General features: G+C 57.7%; 13 protein-coding genes and 1 pseudogene. 11 read left to right on the plus strand and 3 right to left on the minus strand.

Annotated elements, in window-relative coordinates; all coding sequences use genetic code 11:
• Window positions 1-49 precede the first annotated feature (49 nt).
• The 4 genes and pseudogenes from AC4LE2_RS17735 to AC4LE2_RS17750 all read left to right on the plus strand — a co-directional run bounded on the left by AC4LE2_RS17735 (window position 50) and on the right by AC4LE2_RS17750 (window position 5059).
• On the plus strand, window positions 50-1354 hold the full coding sequence (locus AC4LE2_RS17735; RefSeq protein WP_491827037.1) for a cation:dicarboxylate symporter family transporter: 1305 nt from the start codon (window positions 50-52) through the stop codon (window positions 1352-1354).
• Window positions 1351-2274 carry a DUF1932 domain-containing protein gene (locus AC4LE2_RS17740; RefSeq protein ID WP_491827039.1) on the plus strand — a complete coding sequence of 308 codons (924 nt, stop codon included), beginning with the start codon at window positions 1351-1353 and terminating at the stop codon, window positions 2272-2274. The genes AC4LE2_RS17735 and AC4LE2_RS17740 overlap by 4 nt, the downstream gene beginning before the upstream one ends.
• Window positions 2275-2399: 125 nt before the next feature.
• Window positions 2400-3732: pseudogene (locus AC4LE2_RS17745) on the plus strand (MFS transporter).
• 55 nt (window positions 3733-3787) lie between these two features.
• Window positions 3788-5059 (plus strand): gallate dioxygenase, encoded by a 1272-nt coding sequence (locus AC4LE2_RS17750; protein WP_491827041.1) that lies wholly within the window; start codon window positions 3788-3790, stop codon window positions 5057-5059.
• Here the strand turns inward: AC4LE2_RS17750 and AC4LE2_RS17755 are convergent.
• Window positions 5056-6258 carry a LysR family transcriptional regulator gene (locus AC4LE2_RS17755; protein WP_491827043.1) on the minus strand — a complete coding sequence of 401 codons (1203 nt, stop codon included), beginning with the start codon at window positions 6256-6258 and terminating at the stop codon, window positions 5056-5058. The two genes, AC4LE2_RS17750 and AC4LE2_RS17755, sit on opposite strands and share 4 nt — an antisense overlap.
• Window positions 6259-6381: 123 nt before the next feature.
• Here AC4LE2_RS17755 and galB point away from each other — a divergent pair, with 123 nt between their 5' ends.
• Genes galB through AC4LE2_RS17770 form a run of 3 tightly spaced genes read left to right on the plus strand, consistent with a single transcriptional unit; the run spans window position 6382 to window position 8915 of the window.
• Window positions 6382-7122, plus strand: a complete 741-nt coding sequence (gene galB, locus AC4LE2_RS17760; protein WP_491827045.1) for a 4-oxalmesaconate hydratase — start codon at window positions 6382-6384, stop codon at window positions 7120-7122.
• A complete protein-coding gene (locus AC4LE2_RS17765) occupies window positions 7119-7835 on the plus strand; it encodes a 4-carboxy-4-hydroxy-2-oxoadipate aldolase/oxaloacetate decarboxylase (RefSeq protein ID WP_491827047.1) in 717 nt (238 codons plus the stop codon). Before galB ends, AC4LE2_RS17765 begins: the two co-directional genes overlap by 4 nt.
• 3 nt (window positions 7836-7838) lie before the next feature.
• Complete coding sequence (locus AC4LE2_RS17770; protein ID WP_491827049.1) at window positions 7839-8915, plus strand: 4-oxalomesaconate tautomerase; 1077 nt, start codon at window positions 7839-7841, stop codon at window positions 8913-8915.
• Window positions 8916-9084: 169 nt separating this feature from the next.
• Here the strand turns inward: AC4LE2_RS17770 and hrpB are convergent, their stop codons facing one another.
• Entirely contained in the window at window positions 9085-11622 is a 2538-nt protein-coding gene (hrpB, locus tag AC4LE2_RS17775) for an ATP-dependent helicase HrpB (RefSeq protein ID WP_491827051.1), read from the minus strand.
• A 267-nt stretch (window positions 11623-11889) separates the two neighbouring features.
• Between hrpB and AC4LE2_RS17780 the strand changes: the two genes are divergently transcribed.
• A complete protein-coding gene (locus AC4LE2_RS17780; RefSeq protein WP_491827053.1) occupies window positions 11890-12309 on the plus strand; it encodes a polyribonucleotide nucleotidyltransferase in 420 nt (139 codons plus the stop codon).
• A 4-nt stretch (window positions 12310-12313) separates the two neighbouring features.
• On the plus strand, window positions 12314-13213 hold the full coding sequence (locus AC4LE2_RS17785; protein ID WP_491827055.1) for a cation diffusion facilitator family transporter: 900 nt from the start codon (window positions 12314-12316) through the stop codon (window positions 13211-13213).
• Here the strand turns inward: AC4LE2_RS17785 and AC4LE2_RS17790 are convergent.
• On the minus strand, window positions 13198-14343 hold the full coding sequence (locus AC4LE2_RS17790) for a DUF6515 family protein (RefSeq protein ID WP_491827057.1): 1146 nt from the start codon (window positions 14341-14343) through the stop codon (window positions 13198-13200). The two genes, AC4LE2_RS17785 and AC4LE2_RS17790, sit on opposite strands and share 16 nt — an antisense overlap.
• A 562-nt stretch (window positions 14344-14905) precedes the next feature.
• Between AC4LE2_RS17790 and AC4LE2_RS17795 the strand changes: the two genes are divergently transcribed.
• Together AC4LE2_RS17795 and AC4LE2_RS17800 are read left to right on the plus strand one after the other, a co-directional pair.
• Complete coding sequence (locus tag AC4LE2_RS17795; RefSeq protein ID WP_491827059.1) at window positions 14906-18352, plus strand: T6SS effector BTH_I2691 family protein; 3447 nt, start codon at window positions 14906-14908, stop codon at window positions 18350-18352.
• An 8-nt stretch (window positions 18353-18360) separates the two neighbouring features.
• Window positions 18361-19101 (plus strand): hypothetical protein, encoded by a 741-nt coding sequence (locus AC4LE2_RS17800; protein ID WP_491827061.1) that lies wholly within the window; start codon window positions 18361-18363, stop codon window positions 19099-19101.
• Window positions 19102-19148: the final 47 nt, after the last annotated feature.

The raw sequence follows: 19148 nt of genomic DNA on the forward strand, positions 1-19148 counted from the left end.
GCTCGTGCCACCCTTGTCCTCGACAAAAAAAATAAATGTCGAGAGCTCTATGAAACTACTCGCAAAGCTTTATATACAGGTACTTATCGCAATGGCATTAGCCATCGCACTCGGCCTGCTTGCTCCCGAAGTTGCCATAAAGATGAAGCCCCTTGGGACAGCTTTCATTGCTCTCCTGAAAATGCTACTGGGGCCAATAATCTTTTTCACTGTCGTTCATGGTATCGCCCACATTGGTGACTTCCGTCGGCTGGGAAGAATTGGCATCAAAACGTTGATTTACTTTGAGGTAGTTAGCAGCTTGGCGATGTTGGTGGGGTTCACAGTGGTTTCGCTGGTGCGCCCTGGTGACGGACTGCACGCACGCATGGGCGATAGCCTAGCGGCTAGCCAGGCCGCCAGCGTGAACGCGGCCATGTCAAATGGCGGCTTCAGTTTTGAACATTTTTTCCTTTCGATCATTCCCAAGACGTTGGTTTCCGCCTTCGTCGAGGGCGACATTTTGCCAATATTATTCATCTCGATTCTGGCAGGCCTGGCGCTGGCGCGCTGCGCCAAGCCAGATTGGGTTGGGATGCGCTTGTTGAATGAGGGGCAGACCGTCACCTTCAAGTTATTGGCCTACATCATGCGGCTGTCCCCCATCGGTGCTTTTGGCGCTATGGCGGCGGCTGTAGGCAGCTTTGGGTCCGAGACTCTGCTTTATCTGATTCGCTACATCCTCACCTATTACGCTAGCGTACTTATCTTCATATTCTTGATTTTAGGCAGCGTGGCGGCCCTGGCCGGCTTTTCCATCATCAAGATACTTCGGGTAATCAAAGAGGAAGCCGTGATCGCCATGGGCACTGCCTCTAGCGAAGCTGCATTTCCAAAGTTGGTGACAAAGCTAACCCAGGCAGGTTGCGATGAAGCTGTCGTGGGTTTTGTCTTACCGGCCGGGTACAGCTTCAACATTGATGGTGCTTGCCTATACATGGCCTGTGGCTTGGGATTCCTGGCTCAGGCTACCGACACCACCTTGACGTGGGAACAACAACTGAGCCTGCTTGCCGTGATGCTTTTGACATCCAAAGGCGGCGCAGGCGCGGCAGGCGGCGCAGTGATCAAATTGGCCGCGACCCTCGAATCGGTCAGGGTTCTACCTCTGGGCTCACTTGGATTGTTATTCGGGATTGACAGGGTGCTTGCCATCGCCACTTCGACAACCAATGTGATCGGCAACAGCGTTGCAGTATTTGTAATTTGCCGCTGGGAAAAACTTTTTGACCAGCAGCGTTTCAATGCCTGCCTGATCCCCGATCAACTTGTACCTGAAAGAGCTTCTGAGCCCGTGGAGAACATTGCAAAATGACTATGACCAACTTATTACAGCGCGTCGCGTTAATTGGTTTTGGCGAAGCCGGTGGCATTTTTGGCGAGGATCTGGCTGTAAAGGGCGTTCATGTTCGAATTTACGACCGGCTACTCGACGACCCGGCCCGGCGCGATACAGTCAACGCGAAGGCGGAAATGGCTAAAGTTGAAGTCTGTGAATCCGCTGCTTCGGCTGTTCAGAATGCACAGCTGGTGATTTCGGCGGTGACCGCAGGGTCTGCATTGTCCGTTGCACAGGGGCTCGCCAACGTACTGCAACCGGGTCAGCTGTTCATGGATATCAATTCTGTAGCACCCACGACCAAGCAGGCCGCTGAGGCAGCGCTGAAGGCTAGCGGTGCTCATTACATAGACGCGGCGGTTATGGCCCCGGTCCCGCCTCAGCGACTACAAACGCCAATTTTACTCGGCGGCAAGGAAGCGGCCGTATTGGCAGAATGGCTTGAGCCACTAGGTTTCAACGCCCGAGTCGTGGCTGATCGCATAGGGGTCGCATCGGCTATCAAGATGTGCCGGAGCATTATGATCAAGGGCCTGGAGGCACTTACCACCGAGTGTCTCTCCACTGCGCGGAAATATGACGCCGAAGAGATGGTGCTCGCATCGCTGCATAAGAGCTTCCCGGAGATGGGGTGGAATGCCGCACAGCCGCATTATTTAATTAGCCGGGTTGCCGAGCACGGCAGACGGCGTGCAGAGGAGATGGAAGAAGTAGCGAAGACCGCCTCGGATGTTGGAGTAACGCCAACCATGAGCCAAGCCATCGTCGCAACTCAGCGGGGGTTGGTCGACGCAATGGCGGCTCAGCGAATCAGCTACAAGGAGCCCTTCAACTGGCAGCACCTGGTAGACGCTCTATACCCAAGTAACGAATCCATACATATGGCCAATAAATAAAAGCGATTTTTGATCTAAAAAATTGACACACGAAGCCTGGCCACATTTGATTTTAAAATATGGCTACAGATAAGGCCTTTATCACGAAAGCAGACTCACCTCAATAATAAATAATAGGCAAATCCATGAACAGTTCTGCCGTTGACATCAAGCAGTGGATCGATGGGCGTCCCGTTACATCCTATCAGTGGATGATCCTGATCCTATGCTTTCTTATCGTTACGTTTGACGGGTTAGATGCTGCAATCATGGGTTTTATCGCACCATCCATTGTTCAGGACTGGGGTATTTCGCGTGCAGCCTTTGGTCCCATCATGGCAGCCGCGATGGTGGGTCTGGCAGTAGGCGCGCTTGTATCAGGCCCCTACTCGGATCGTTTTGGACGTCGACGTGTGCTACTCTGCTCGGTCGCCGCTTTTGCTGTTTTCAGCGGCCTAAGTGCGTTTGCCACTACGCCAATAGAATTGGCTGCATTACGATTTCTAACCGGCCTTGGCTTGGGTGCGGCAATGCCAAACAGCACGACGCTTTTATCAGAATATATCCCCCAGCGTCTCCGCGGCTTATTAATTACGTTGATGTTCATGGGGTTCGGTCTAGGATCGGCGTCAGGCGGGTTTGTCTCTGCCTGGGTGGTTCCTCAATTTGGGTGGCACGCTGTACTGTTGCTAGGGGGAATTTTGCCGATCCTGCTATTGCCGGTTCTCTACTTCCTACTGCCGGAATCCGTAGACCTAATGATCAACCGCGAATTTCCAAGGCCGCGTATCATGGCAGTACTGCGACGCATGGGTGGGGCCTTTCCGGAAACGGTAGTGTTCTCAAAAAATTCTGTATCGGACAAAAAATCAGGGAATGCGGTCGGGCGCTTGTTTGCCCCTCACTACCGTGGCCGTACCCTGAGTTTGTGGTGTACGTATTTCATGGGGCTAGTGGTCATCTACCTTTTGACCGGCTGGATGCCTACGTTGATCAAAGATGCCGGAGTGAGCCTTGAGCGAGCTGCCATCGTTACAGCCATGTTTCAATTTGGAGGGCTTATTGGCATTGTCCTCGTAGGCGCGGCGTTGGATCGGTTCAACCCTAAAGCCGTTATTGCTGTCGCATACCTAAGCGGTGCCCTTTGCATTGAGTTTTGTTGAAGTGGGGGACACCGCACTGGGCGCGTTGGTATTCGCTGCCGGGTTCTGTATCAATGGTGCACAAACAGGGCTAAATGCATTTGCGCCTGGCCAGTACCCAACCGAGTTTAGAGCGACGGGTGTTAGCTGGATGCTAGGCGTAGGTAGAACAGGCGGTATCCTGGCATCCTTAAGTGGTGGCGCCTTGTTAAGCCTGGGACTGCCAATGAATGTGATTTTTGCCGTACTCGGTATCCCTGCCGTATTGGCCGCTATCGCCATCATGACAGGGCCTAAAGTAAATTCGGGCCGGTTGAGCGCTCAACTGGGCCATTAAACATGCCCAGCGTCTTAAGCGCGCAGGGTTACACCTTTAATCCCGGAGGCCTGACATGGCTCGAATCATCGGCGGACTAGCCGTTTCACATACGCCGACGATCGGCTTCGCTGTCGATCATGACAAACAGGAAGAAGCTGCTTGGTCGCCCATTTTTGAAAGCTTCAAGCCCATCAAGCGTTGGTTGACCGATAAGCGGCCAGACGTGCTTTTCTACATCTTTAACGATCACGTCACTTCATTCTTTTTCGATCACTATTCCGCCTTTGCGCTGGGAGTGGATGAACGCTATGAGGTAGCGGACGAAGGAGGAGGTAGGCGCGACCTCCCGGCAATTGGTGGACATGCAGCCTTATCACGTCACATTGGTAACAGTTTGATGGCTGATGAATTCGACATGTCTTTTTTCCGTGATAAACCAGTGGATCACGGCCTATTTTCACCGATGTCCGCGCTTATGCAGTTTAAGGATGGCTGGCCGGTAGAAGTGGTCCCATTACAGGTTGGCGTGCTGCAATTTCCGATTCCCTCAGCAAAGAGATGTTACAACCTCGGTAAAGCATTGCGCCGAGCCATCGAGAGCTTCCCGGACGACTTGAGTGTCGCGATCGTTGCCACGGGCGGGGTTTCGCATCAGGTGCACGGCGAACGCTGTGGCTTCAACAACCCGGAGTGGGACGAGCAGTTCGTCGATCTGTTCGTTAATGATCCAGAGCGACTTACTGAAATTACCCTTGCAGAATATGCCACGCTGGGCGGCATGGAGGGTTCGGAAGTAATTACGTGGCTTATCATGCGTGGAGCCTTATCGGCCAATGTCAAGGTTTTGCATAAGGATTACTATCTGCCGTCCATGACGGGAATCGCTACACTGCTCTTGGAGAATCAATCTCGCCAAGCGTCCGTGGACACAATGCAGCGTCACCGCGATCACATTAACCACCAATTGGCGGGCGTGGAGAAACTTCAAGGCACCTACCCGTTCACGCTGGAGCGTAGCCATAAAGGTTATCGACTGAATCGTTTTCTGCATAACCTTATTGATCCGTGCTGGCGCGAGCGGTTCCTCCAGGAGCCGCAGGCACTGTTCGACGAGCATCAATTATCCGAAGAAGAGCAACAGTTGGTTCAAACCCGGGATTGGCGAGGCCTGATTCACTATGGCGTCATTTTCTTTTTACTGGAAAAGCTAGGTGCGGTTATTGGTATTTCCAATTTGCACATCTATGCGGCGATGAAAGGAATGACCTTGGATGAATTCCAGAAAACTCGGAATCAGCAGGTAATGTACTCAGTGGCTGGAAAGACGCCGACCAAAGTACTTTAACTGCTGTCCTGTACCTCTTGAGTTACCTCGCGGATTTTTTTGATGAGTGCTTCCGCAGCAGGTGAATGCAGGCCATTGGTTCTGTATATGAGCCCGATGGAACGGTGGGTGTCCTGTAGCTGCAAATTCAGCCGCTGCAGTTCACCAGAAGCGATTTCGTACTCCAACTGGTGCTCGGATACGATCGCCAACAGGTCCGAGCGCATAAGTAGCCCTCTGATAATTGCCATATCACCCGTCTCTACGACGGGTTCTGGCGCCTTTCGGCCCAATTGGGCGAAATGGGTTTCCAGCAATAGCCTGGCTGGTGTATCGGCTCTCGGCAGTACCAATCTGGCCTTACTCAGATCATCCAAACTTACGGGTCGACTCAACCACGGATGGTTACGCCCAGCCAAGATAACCATTTCTTCAGTCAACAATTTTTCGCCATGTAAATCACTCGCGTAATCCTGCCCACGCAGCGCACCAAAGATGAAATCCACATCCCCGGCGCGTAATTCCAAGGCTAACAAATTGAAAGGACTTTCATTTGTGGAAATTCGAATGCCAGGGTGATCGGATAACAAGCGGATGAAAGCCTCCGGGAGTACACGCGTGCGCCCCAACGGTAGCGCGCCTACCGTGACCAACCCTTGAAGAGAGCCTTTGACCATGGCCACATCGGCACGAACGTGGCGTAGATCATTCAAGGCTCGGCGTATCGGATAGAGAATTTCACTGCTGGCTCGGGTGGGTCGCAAACCTCTGGCGGTTCTTTCGAACAAGGACTTGTCAGCGCCATCTTCCAACATTCTCAGCGCCGCACTAATCGCCGGCTGAGTGAGATTGAAGGACCGCGCGACTGTTTGCATGTGCTGCGTTTCACATAGCTTTACGAAAATCTGCAAGCGTCGGGTATTTAGAAGATAAAGCGGCTCGTGGGGCGCATGTCCAAGTATTGCGGGTATCGACTCAAGCTCCAACATGACTCGCCGGGCACGCGGCAAAATGGCCTTGCCATAAGGGGTAAGTAGCATGCCGCTGGCATGGCGTTCGAACAGAGGCACCGTGAGGCTTTGTTCCAGATCGCGAATTGCACGGGTCACGACAGACTGCGCTCGCAACAGGCCTTCAGACGCACGCGACACGCTTCCCTCGTCGGCAATGCGGATAAATGCTCGAATTTGCATCAAATGTGGAAGTGTTGTTTCTAACATTTCCGCCTCGCCACTGAAGAATCTTCAATAAAGAAAACGCATGGATGCACCAGCCTTACGCATTAGTCCCCTTTTGGCAAGCCTGTCAGCATCTCTACAGACGAATAAGGGAGCCTGCCCGTTATGAATAATACAATCCAAAAATCCGCGCTGGTCGTGAGCGCTCACTCGGCGGACTTTGTCTGGCGTGCCGGCGGTGCCATCGCACTGCATGCTTCACAGGGGTATGCCATGCATATCGTTTGCTTGTCATTTGGTGAACGGGGTGAGTCGGCAAAGCTTTGGCGAAAAGGGGCTGATATGACGGAGAGCAGGGTGAAGGAAGCCAGAAGAGAGGAGGCTCAAGCGGCCGCCGACATTCTGGGCGCTACCGTTGAGTTTTTCGACATTGGCGACTACCCGATGCGAGCCGACAAAGAGACGCTATTTCGTCTGGCCGATGTATTCCGGAAGGTACAACCTGAGTTCGTTTTGAGTCATTCGTTAAAAGACCCTTACAACTACGATCATCCATTGGCGATACATTTGGCTCAGGAAGCGCGAATCATTGCCCAGGCCGAAGGCTACAAGCCAGGCGAAAAAATCGTGGGCGCACCTCCTGTTTACAGTTTCGAACCTCACCAACCTGAACAGTGTGAGTGGAAGCCCGACGTGCTGCTGGACATTACCTCCGTATGGGACAAAAAGTACGCTGCGATCCAGTGCATGGCAGGCCAGGAGCACCTGTGGGAGTACTATACCCGCGTGGCTTTACAGCGCGGCGTGCAGGCTAAACGCAACATCGGTATTACCGCTAACAAGGACATCATTTATGGCGAGGGGTATGAAAGTATCTTCCCGCGCGTAACGGAGAATCTGGGATGAGTAACCTGGTAGGTAAAACTGGCGTTGTGGTACGGAACATTCAACGCGCCAATCCAGCTCTTATCGATGAGTTGACCCAATACGGCGTCGCTACAGTACATGAAGCGCAAGGTCGCAAAGGGTTATTCGCCTCCGAGATTCGTCCAATACAGCGTGACATCGCCATGAGTGGGTCGGCAGTAACCGTGCTTGTCGCGCCCGGTGACAACTGGATGTTCCATGTGGCAGTTGAGCAATGTAACCCTGGCGACGTTCTGGTCGTGGCTCCAAGCTCTCCGTGCACCGATGGTTTTTTTGGAGACCTTCTCGCAACCTCGCTGCAGGCCCGCGGTGTTCGCGGTCTGATTATCGACGCGGGCGTTCGTGATACGAAAACATTGCGTGAGATGGGTTTCCACGTCTGGTCTCGAGCAGTTCACGCTCAAGGCACTATTAAAGAAACCCTGGGCTCGGTAAACATCCCTTTGGTCTGCGCCGGGCAACTGGTCAACCCGGGTGATGTGGTCCTGGCCGATGATGATGGGGTTGTAGTGGTCCGCCGTGGAGAGTTGGGTCGTGTCGTCGACAGTAGCCGCAAACGAGCAGACCTCGAAGAGCAAAAGCGTCTGCGCCTGGCGGCAGGTGAGCTAGGGCTGGACATCTATAAGATGCGTGAACGGCTAGCAGAGAAAGGCCTGAAGTACGTCGACAGGCTTGAGCAACTGGAGGACTGATCGATGGCCCAGGCCCGTATTCCTTGCTTGCTGATTCGCGGCGGTACTTCCAAGGGCGCTTACTTTCTGGCGGATGACCTACCGGCCGATTCTCAGATACGGGACAGCGTACTGCTAGCAGCCATGGGGTCGCCAGACGTGCGACAGATTGACGGGATTGGCGGCGCGGACTCATTGACCAGCAAAGTAGCGATTATCCGGCGCTCGCATCGACCAGGTGTGGACGTTGACTACTTGTTTGCCCAAGTCGCGGTGGGTGATGCGCGCGTGGACTACGGGCAAAACTGCGGCAATATTCTTTCTGGCGTTGGCCCTTTTGCCATTGAGCGCGGCTTGGTAGCCATTCAGGGACAACATACTGCTGTTAGCATTTTTATGGAAAATACCGGGCAAACTGCAACCGCGATTATTCAAACACCGGACGACACTGTGAATTACGACGGCGATGTCAAGATTGATGGTGTCCCTGGGACAGCTGCACCGGTTGTTGTCGAGTTTAATGATATTGCGGGTTCAAGCTGCGGGGCCTTGCTGCCAACAGGTAGCCCTATTGATCAGTTCGACCATATCGAAGTGACGTGTATCGACAACGGCATGCCCGTGGTGCTTATCCGTGCTGCCGATCTTGGCTGTACCGGGTATGAAAGTTGTGAAAGCCTGGATGCTAACTTCGACCTGAAACGTCGTGTAGAGGCTATCCGCCTACAGGCTGGAATGCGGATGAACCTAGGCGATGTCACTCACCGCACAGTGCCGAAAATGGTTCTGATTGCGCCCCCAGCTGCGGGTGGGGCAATCAGTAGCCGCAGCTTCATCCCTCATAAGTGTCATGCCTCGATTGGGGTGTTTGGCGCGGTCAGCGTAGCATCCGCCTGCCTTGTCAAAGGAACAGTTGCAGAGGGGCTCGCCCGAACGGCTGACCTGGATGAGCAGCAGTTGTCAGTAGAGCATCCAACAGGTGAATTCAGCGTACATCTACGTGTGATAAATGGGCAACTTGCCGGGTGCGGTTTAGTACGAACAGCCCGGTTGTTATTTGACGGGCAGGTATACGTGCGCCAATCAGCCTTCACATCTTGATTAGAAAACGAACCCTTGAAACCTGTATCGACCTGATCTGCGGCTAGAGAGGCTTTGCGTCGTTAGCACACCAATGCATACGTCAGACATAGACCAGGAAACGCGGACGCTTCTCTGGAGCTTGATAGAACGTCTCGATGCGCAATCAGGCAACTCTTCATTGTTTAACCTACGTCCCCCGCGGTTTGGCCCTCGCAGTGGCCTCGGCCACGAGGGGGTCTTCTGGCCAGTAATGCTTGGGATACCTGCCCTTCAGGTCTTTTTTTACCTCGCTGTAGGTGGTGCGCCAGAAGTTGGCCAAGTCCTGCGTCACTTGCACCGGCCGCCTCGCGGGGGACAGCAGGTGCAGCTTGAGCACTTGCCGGCCGTTGGCGATGCGTGGCGTGTCCGCCAGCCCGAACAGCTCTTGCAAGCGTACGGCCAGGATGGGCGGTTGCTCGCTGTAGTCGATCCGAATGTTCGATCCGGAAGGCACCTGGAGGGTTTGCGGGGCCTGGGCTTCAAGCTGTTGGGGTAGCGGCCAGGGCAACAGGTTGCGTAGGATCGACGACACGTCGAGCTGTGCGAAATGGCTCAACCGCTTAACGTTCCCTAGGTAGGGCATCAACCAGCCCTCCAGGGTCGCCAGCAAGGTGGCGTCACTGAGGTCGGGCCATTCACTGTGGCCCTGTTGCTGCAGGTCCAGGCTGCGCAGCAGTGCGATGCGGGCTTGCCATTGGCGCAGTTCGGCTGTCCAGGCCAGTAACTCCAGGCCTTTACGGCGCACGTAATTGACCAGCGCTTGGCTACGCAGCCCTTCATCCAGGTGGGCCAACGGCGCGGTAGCCAGCACAAGCGTGCCAACGCGGGTTTGGCGCTCGGCACGCAACACGCCCTCTCGCTCATCCCACTCCAGCTCGTCTACTTGGGTAACCTGATCGGCCAGCACTGTTTCGAAGAGCGCAGGCGCAAGCTCTGCGGCCAGGTAAATACGCTCCTCACGCTGCCCCTGGCGGCTGCCCAGGTCTGCAATAACCAACCATGGGTGCTTCATCAGTGCGTCGGGCTCGGAGAACATCGCCGCCCGGCCGTTGCTCAGCCGGTACTCGCCACCGCCGGGCCGGCGTTGCTGAGCGATGCGGTCGGGGTAGGCGAGCGCCAGGAGGCAGCCCACCCATTTAGGGTGCTCAGGGGCTGAAACTGCCTGGGCCGGAGTGCCGCGCAAAAACGAGCGGTACTGGCGCGCCAGTTGTTTCGCTCGCTGGACGCCACTGTGTTCGCTGCGCTGCGCACGCGCCTCCCCTGACAACAGGCTAAGGCGGCCGTGCAGGTCGGCGCCCCCGCCACGCTGGATGTCACGCTCGCCCAAGAGCGCGGCGATGTCAGCGGCCTGGGCGGCCAGGCCCAGATCATGCCCGCGCAGCAACAGGTGGGCGATACGCGGATGAGCCGGGAGGTCTGCCATGCCTTGGCCGTGCTGGGTGAGCTGCCCATCAAGCCGCAGGGCGCCCAGCCGGCGTAGCAGTTCACAGGCCTGAGAAAAAGCTGCGGTGGGCGGGGCATCGAGCCACTTGAGCTGAGCCGGCTGTACGCCCCAGCGCGCCAGCTGCAAGGCCAGCCCGGCAAGGTCGGCCTGAAGAATTTCTGGTGCACTGAACGCGGCCAGTTGGTCGTGCTGCGCTTCAGACCACAAGCGATAACACACCCCTGGCTCAAGCCGCCCCGCTCGCCCGGCGCGTTGGGTGGCGCTGGCCCTGGAGAGGCGTTGGGTGTCGAGCCGGGTCATGCCACTGCGTGGATCGAAACGCGGTACCCGCTCAAGGCCTGCGTCAATCACCACGCGCACCCCATCGATGGTGATGCTGGTTTCAGCAATATTAGTGGCGAGCACGATTTTCCGCGTTCCCGGTGGCGCAGGGTCAATAGCCGCGCGCTGCTGGTTCAGGTCGAGTTCACCGTGGAGCGGGCACAGCAGTACAGATTGTGACTGCGCCAGGCCACCTTGGCTGAGGTGCTCCTGGAGGCTTTGATACACGCGGCGGATCTCGGCGTGCCCTGGCAGGAACACCAGCAGGCTCCCGTGTTGCTGCTCAAGGGCATCAAGGCAGGCTGCAACTACACGCGGCTCGAGGTACTCACCGGGCTGGAATGGCTTGCCCCAGTGGGTCGCTACGGGGTACATCCGCCCCTGGCTAGTAACGATGGGCGCGTCGTCGAGCAGGCGCGAGAGCCGCTCGCCCTCAAGCGTGGCCGACATCAGCAGCACTTTGAGCGAACCCTTGTCGCGAAACAGCTCCCGGCCATTAAGCGTGAGGGCCAAGGCCTGGTCGGCGTCGAGGTTTCTGAGGTGAAACTCGTCGAAAATCACTAGGCCGACGCCTTCCAGCGCAGGGTCGTCCTGCAGGCGGCGCGCCAGGATGCCTTCAGTGACCACTTCGATGCGGGTGCGTGGGCCTACACGGCTTTCAAGGCGAATGCGATAGCCCACCGTCTCGCCTACAGGTTCATCCAACTGGCTGGCCAAGCGCTCCGCGGCCGCTCGCGCCGCCAGCCGGCGAGGCTCAAGCATGAGGATGGTATTACCACCAAGCCAAGGCTGCGTCAGTAACGCCAGTGGCACGCGCGTGGTTTTACCCGCGCCCGGTGGCGCTTCAAGCACGACTTCGTCGCGATCAGAGAGGGCTTGAAGCAGGGCCGGAAGGGCGGCCTCGATGGGTAAAACGCTCATGGTAACTCCCGCGGCAGAGGCGCGATTATAGAGGGCAAGCAGGCTCGGACTCATAGCCTTCTCCGTGCGGCACTGGCGAGAACCGCGTGCCAACCTCTCTAGAACCTGATGAGGAGTGGGCTATGCTCAGAGTTGCCGAGTCCTTAGCCCTGGCTCCTTCACCGCGTGCAGCGTATAACTGCGAACCGCAACGGCCCAGCCAGGGTCGTAGTTGTCGGCTATGGCCCTTATGCAGAGGGTTGAGCCCTTTACTTCCAGGAGAAATTCATGCGTTTACCATCTCGTGTGATCGGCAGTGTTCTGGTGATTTCGGTCATGACTCAGCTCACTGCCTGCGGCACGCTGTTCTGGCCAGATCGCCGTGGCCAAATCGATGGCAAGATTGACCCGGTCATTGCTGTGCTCGATGCCGTGGGCATCCTGTTCTACGTCATCCCCGGCCTGATCGCGTTCGGCGTGGACTTCGCCACAGGCGCCATCTACCTGCCAGGCGGTGCGCACGCCCAAGTGTCGCCAGACCTGCTCAAAGGTGCGGTAAACCCTGACGGGAGCGTCGATAACAAGCGCCTGCAAGCCATCCTGGAAACCCAGCTGGGCAAGCACCTGCCACTGGACGACCCGCGGCTGATCCAGCACCACGGCAGCGTGGAGCAGCTGGCCGCCTTTGGCCTGCGCCCGGCCGCTTGATCCCATGAGCGTCGACGCGCGCCATCGCCGCCTGTTACGCCTGGCCACTCGCGCCTCTCTCGGGGTGGCGACGGTGTTGATTGTGTGCAAGGCCGTGACCTGGTATTTGAGCGGCTCGGTCAGCCTGCTGGCAGGCTTGACCGACTCTATTCTCGATGGCGCAGCGTCGTTCCTCAATTTGCTGGCCGTGCATTACTCGCTACGGCCTGCGGATGAAGACCACCGTTACGGTCACGGCAAAGCCGAGGCCTTGGCAGGCATGGGGCAGGCGTTGTTCATCGGGCTGAGTGCGGTGCTGATTACCGTGCAAGCCATCAGCCGCCTGCGCAACCCCGAGCCTTTGGGCGAAGCGGGCCTCGGCATCGCGGTGATGGTGCTGTCTCTGATCCTTACCGTGGGGCTGCTGATGCTGCAGCACAAGGTCGTGCGCGAAACCGGCTCGACCGCCGTGCGGGCTGACTCCCTGCATTACCGCTCCGACCTGTTGCTCAACGGCAGCATCCTGGTGGCGCTACTGCTGGCCAACCTGGGCTACCCTCAGTTGGACGCGGTGTTCGGGCTGATTATTGGCTTTTACATCCTGTGGAGTTCGGTGCAGATCGGTAAAGAGAGCACGGCCATCCTGATGGATCAGGAGCTGCCACAAGACGTTGCCGATCAGATGCTGGCGCTGGCCTGTGGTGTGCCTGGCGTACTGGGCGCACATGACCTGCGCACCCGGATGTCTGGCCAGCACTGGTTTGTGCAGTTGCACCTGGAGCTACCGGGCCGGCTTACCCTGTCGGCGGCTCACGCGCTGTGCGAGCAGGTTGAGGCGGCCATCGTCGCGCAATTCCCCAAGGCCGAAGTGCTGGTACACGCAGACCCGGAAGACGCCGTCAGCCGGCCTCAGTTAAGCTCATAACCTCGGCTTGCCAAGCAGTTCGCCATGTTCTGGCGATACAGGCCTACCACTTGGTCAGACGGCGCGTATGTGGCGGTTGCGGGGTCAAATCCTGTTAGCTGGGCCGCCGAACGCTGGCAGTCATAGCGGTCGCGTTCGATTTGCGAGGGCGTCTGGCCGTTGGCCGGATAAAACGTCACGTCGTACCCACTGGGCGCCGCGCCGCCCTGCGGAACCGGCTGGGGCTGCGACTGGATCGGCGCCGACGGCGTGTCGACCACCACATACTCCTGCGAATCGTTGACCCATTGGTAATAGGTGCCGGCCGCCTGGTAATACATGCCGCCGCCGATCCATACCCGTGTGGCGTAGTCCGGCAGGTAACGAACCCGTATGCCCCTGGGCGGGGTTACGACCACATACCCCGGCCCATTGGGGCGGTACCAGTAACCGCTGGAGTAGTAATAGTCACCGCCCCGATAGGGCACGCGGTACGGGTCGTCGGTGAAACGGTCTATGCGGTGGCCTGGCCGGTATTGCGGGCCGGGGCCCCGCCCGTTGCCATATCGCCCTGGGCCGTGATCCCAGCCTTGGCCGTCACCCCAAGGGCGGTTGCCATGCTGCCTGGGCAGGTCGGGATAGCTGCCACGCAGAGGCGGCTCGGTCTGGCGTACCTCGTCAGGCTTGGGCTGAAGGGGCAGGCTACTGGTGGGCGGCTCACGCCCACCATTGGGGCCACCATGCCAGCCAGGGTTAGGGCGGTTATCCGGGCGGCCGTAGTCGTTATCGTTCGGGTCAGGGCGATTGAAACCTGGGCGGTTGGGCTCAGGCCGGTAATTGTCAGGGCGATAGTCATCTGCCCGGTACTTGTCTGGCAGGTAAGGGTTAGGGCGGCTGGCGGCCGGGCCCTGTTGTTGCGGGGGGCGTGGGGATGGCTGGCTGGGCCCGCCGTAGTGACCGCCGGGGTTACCCGGGCGCCCTGGGTTTTGCCCTCCTCCGCCATGCTCTGGCGCAGGCCGGCCACCACCACTCTGCCCGCTGGGTGCGCTACCTCGCAGTTGGTCACTGGCATTATTGTCCGCGAACGTGGCAGTGCCGACACACAGGCACAACAGGGACGCACTGGCGAGGCACCAACTGCGGGTTTTCATGGCATTCCTCATGGAGGTGCGGGCACCCAGCTTGGACTGGAAAAACCCTAAGCGGTTCGCGGCCCGCTCAGTGACCGCTTCGCCAGGGTATCGGCAAGCAAGGGCATTTCCTAAATGCAGGCATGACGGGCGATCACGTGTGCCTGCTTAGCCGCAGGGCCGAGGGCTTGACGTACCCTGTCCACAACTATGGCAATAAGTTGCACAGCCCGCTGTGAATAACGCTGTGGGTACTTACTGGAAGCTCTTGTTAATCAAGGCATCGTAGGTAGTGCGCAATTACTTGCATACTTTCCCGCAACTAATTGCGCAACTTTAAACGTTTTACTCGCTGAACCCCGTAGTCATTTTTATCAGTCCTGGCTTAACCCCCTCACTTCCTGCGGCCGCGCGTCCTCGTGGCATGTTCCTTGTTAGAGCAGCACTTACTGCTGAATACACGTAACCAACTTATCCACAGACGTAAACCCACAGGTGCTGGCCATACCCACTTACCTCGCCTGCCTTATCTCCAGCATCTGGACAAAGCCTGCCTGTGCAACGAACTGACCAAGGAGGTCCAATGAACGACCCTGAATACCGCGCCCAACTGCACCGGGCCAGGCGCAACCAAGCCTTCAGCAATGCCCCCTTCGGCATGGGCCTGTGCCCACTTCAATCGGCGGAGGTGGCGATTTTCCCGGTGCGCTATGCCTTGGACGAAGCCCCCAGCCAGCCCGGCAGCCCACAGGGCCCGCACCCGCTGCCTAAAGGCTGGGCAAGCCACCTGCCAGCGCTGGTCACCCGCAGTTACACCCTGCGCCAACTGCGTGACGGCTGGCTGTACGTGTGGAACAGCACCGACGAGACCTTCCACGAGTACGAGGTGACGGGCCACCAGTTCACCCGCCACGAATGGACCGACGCCCAGCTCAATCAGGACGTGCGCCACAACCCCGGCGAGCCCTTGCCCTACGTGCTGTACCCCCGCCGCAGCCAGCTGCGCATGGCCTACTCGCCGGTGCAGTGGACCTGGCGTCTGTGCGAGCGCTTTCGCCAGCACCCCGAGCAGGCGCACTGGACCAGACGCCTGAGCCTGCCCCAGTTCTGCACCGAGGCCAGCGTGCCGCACGGCGCGATGATTACCGAGCTGAGCCGGTGCGTGGCGGACATCTTCGCCTTCGGCGAAACACCACCCTTTTTCACCAGCACCCTGCTGCCTACGGAGCCCACCGCGCCGGATGGGCCGTTCAAGGCGGGGGTCGAAGAGTGCTGGGTTCGCGGCGGCGTACCTGACCAGGACACCGCCCTGTTCCTGGCCCTGGACGACCCCCTGGCCCTGATCGACGACCTGACCATGAGCCTGAGTGGCCGGGTGCAGGAGTTGCAGCAGTTTCAAAACGAACACCAGCACCGGATGCAGAGCGCTGCAGTGGTGGAGCAACTGTGCGGGATCGACACCGAGGCACTGACGCCTACCACGCTCAAGGACCCGGTACAGCGGCAGGCGTATGCGGATGACTTGTACCTGGTGCTCCAAGCCCACGAGGACATGAAACCCCAGGTACCCACCGCCCCAGAGGATGGCCTGATCCCTGTGAAAGACGCCGAAGCGCGGTTCAGGGCCATATGGGGGAGCCTGCCGGAGGGGCCGCGGTGGCAGAAGAGCCTCAAGCAATTTGGCGAACTGCACTGGTGGCGTGGCGACGTGCGCTTTGATGAGGCACGGCGCTACCTAAACGAGACCCTGCGCCAAGGGCAGCGCCTCCAGGCCCACTGCGACCGCAGCGCAGATGACCTGCAAGCCTGGCTAGACGCGCTTGCCCCTTACGGCGACATCGTGTTCCACGACACCTGCAACCCTGCACAATCCGCTGCCTTGATGGACACTGCCCACGACACCTACCTGTGGCTGAGCCAGTGCGAAAGTGGGCAGGTGTGGTTAAAGCGCCAAAGCGCGCAACCGACCACGCTGTTCGGCCTAGCGCGGTTCAATTTCAACCCTGAAATTGCCGAGCTGCTCAAGGCCGTGGCGCAGCGTTTCGGCGCCCATGGCACCCTGGACAGCACCGCACCTGCACTGAACCTGAGTAACGCAAGCGACGCCGCCAACCTGAGCACCCGCGCCAATGAACTAAAAGCAGTTTTGGACCTGCCACGGGTGCGCGACAGCGCGCTGTACCAGGCCATGAGCGAGATGGCCAAGGCCAGCTTTACCACCTTGCTACAGGTGGCCAATAACCAGGCAAGGGCTGCCTGGCATGGAATGGGCTCAATCCTGATGGGCGCCATGACCCACACCAACGCGTTGGGGATGGCGTTGCCCAACGTGCTGATCTCCACCGAGCTGTCCAGCGGCACTCGCCTGATCTTCAACCCCCATTACGCACGCGAGCACCAGGCCTGGACGCTGAAGCTCAGAACCCTGCAGAACAAAATCAACAGCCTCGACACCGTCCTGCACCGCCCTGCCCCTGCCCACGACCAGCAGGCCGCGCGCATTCAGCGCTACTACCTCAACAAGCAGCAGGAAGCCCTATTCCTCAAACGCCCCCTACAGATCACCGCCAGCGTCTCCGGGTTCAGCCAACTCAACACACCGCTGCCCGAACTCAATGCCCTGCTGGGTGACCTGGGCCAGGCCGAGGTGAGCAGCCAACTTCAACTGAAACAGAGTTCGGGGTACAGGCACGCCCTCACGCGTTGGAACGCCTTGGAGTTCGGCACGGTTCTGCCAGTGCTCGCCATGGCGCTCAACCTCTGGAACCTCCACAACACTGCCCAGCAGGTGAGCAACGACGGCCTGTTCACCGCCGACGAGTTACGCACGCTGGGCGCCAACAGCGCCTACGCCGCCAATGCCATCGCAGCGTTGTGGGTGGGGCCAGCATGGAACCGGGCAGGGGTACGGGTGATGGAGTTCAAGGACAAATCCCTGCGGGTGGCACAGGCGGGGTATACGAGGTGGCTGGATAAAGCCAAAGGCTTCGCTGCGAGTGGGCAAAGTGCAGAAGCTGCAATGGCTAGCGAGTTTGCGAATATTTCCAAAGGCCTGTTGGTACGAACGGGGACATGGGCCGCGCTAGGGGCTATTGCCGCAGGGCTGGAGGCTTGGCAGCTGACTGAGGATATTAGTCGGGCTTCAGGGGCGGATGAAGCTACGTTGCTGAAATGGAAGTTAGGTGTAGTAGCAGTAATGTCTGTGGGCGCAACTCTCCAATTGGGGGGCGCTGCATTTGGTTACTGGTTCACCTTTGGCTGGCTGATGTCCACGCCGGTAACCATCATCATTGCCTTGCTGGGCATCGCTTATCTCTTGGTCTCTGTCCTGGCCAACCGTTACAAACGCGAAGGCCTTCGCCTGTGGCTGTACCGGTGCGACTGGGGGCAAGGCCCCCTGGCTGACTGGCAGGGGCACGGCGGCCATGCCCGACAGATGCAGGCCTTGGTGGAAACATTACAGCGGCCTAGCGTACTGGGCAGAGCCGTTGTGTACCGCTGGGGGAATGGCTATGAGATGCCCAAAGGCTTCTGGGTACAGGTCCAGCTTCCAAAGTGCCTGGTAGGCACTACCGTCGACCTGCGCCCCGCCTTAGTCAACGGCCACAACCTTGGCCACAGTCAACTGCAGAAAATGTCTGAACACCTGCGCCGCGAGTTCCTGACCGGCAACTGGGTAGACCCTGAGCGTCTTGGAAAACTGCCAAGTTCACCGGGCTCAAGTACACAAAACGCGGACTTCGAGTACACCGATAAGCATGACTACCGTGTATGGCAAGTGTGGATAGGGACCACCCTTCCACGTCTTACGCTGGAGCTTGAAGTGAGGTACCCAAGGGGAACGGTAAAGGAAGACCCCCATAGTTATTTTTTCCGCCTGGCCATCGACGAGCATTCCGGTGAGGCAGACCGTATGACCACTGCCTTTACCAACGAACTTGCGAGCACAAGCGATAGCGTACTGCGAAAACCCGAGCTTCAACGAATTATTCAGGCATTGACGCTCAGCGTGCCGGTGAACTCCAAGTGAGACTAAACATGTTCAATCTCGACAAGCCTATCCCCCTACCTCCTCAGTTAAGTTGGAAATATGCGGATGAACCGGAGCTACTGGCCTGGACCCTGCGTGCGCGCAATTACAGTACCTTTGTCGCCAATATCGGCTTTTCAATACTCACCCTATTTAATATGAGTGTTGGGATTTTTTGCTATTCCGCTTTCGAAGGAACAAGCGAACCATGGCGGATCTTATCGAGCTTTTTAATCTTCATACTTCCAACTTTATTCACATGGAATTGCGGCCTAGGCCAAACCACGAAATTCGGCTACCGCTTTTCAAAAAGCGGGTGGGAGCACTGTGAGTGGAAAGACACCCCAAAATGGCACCTCACCTTGGTGAAATGCACAACCGTACTCACACTTTTCATATTCCTGGCCCTGGCCGCTATTGATCCTATCTTCCTGCTCGGTGCGTTGGTGGGCCCGGCGGGCATGACACTTAGCTACCTGTCCATGGCCAACTCGGAGACTTACCAGCAGCTGCAAAGCCAATACGGTACTGCGGTTATGGAATGGCACGAGATAACGCAGCTTGCTATCGTCGAAAACCGGGAAGCCGTCAATGTGCGCTGGGAGGTTTGGAACGAAAATATCTTCTGTAAGCGCGGTAAAAAAGACGAAGTCGCTGAGTTCATCAGGTCTCACCTGTCGCCAGATGTGCCGTACGTCAGAGCAAAAGTTGACACGATAATGAACATCAAGGAGGGAGAACCTCTCTAGCATTCCTTAGAAGCGCGGCGCTGTTAACAACCCGCGCTTCAATCTAA

The organism is Pseudomonas sp. 9.3L (assembly GCF_058536285.1).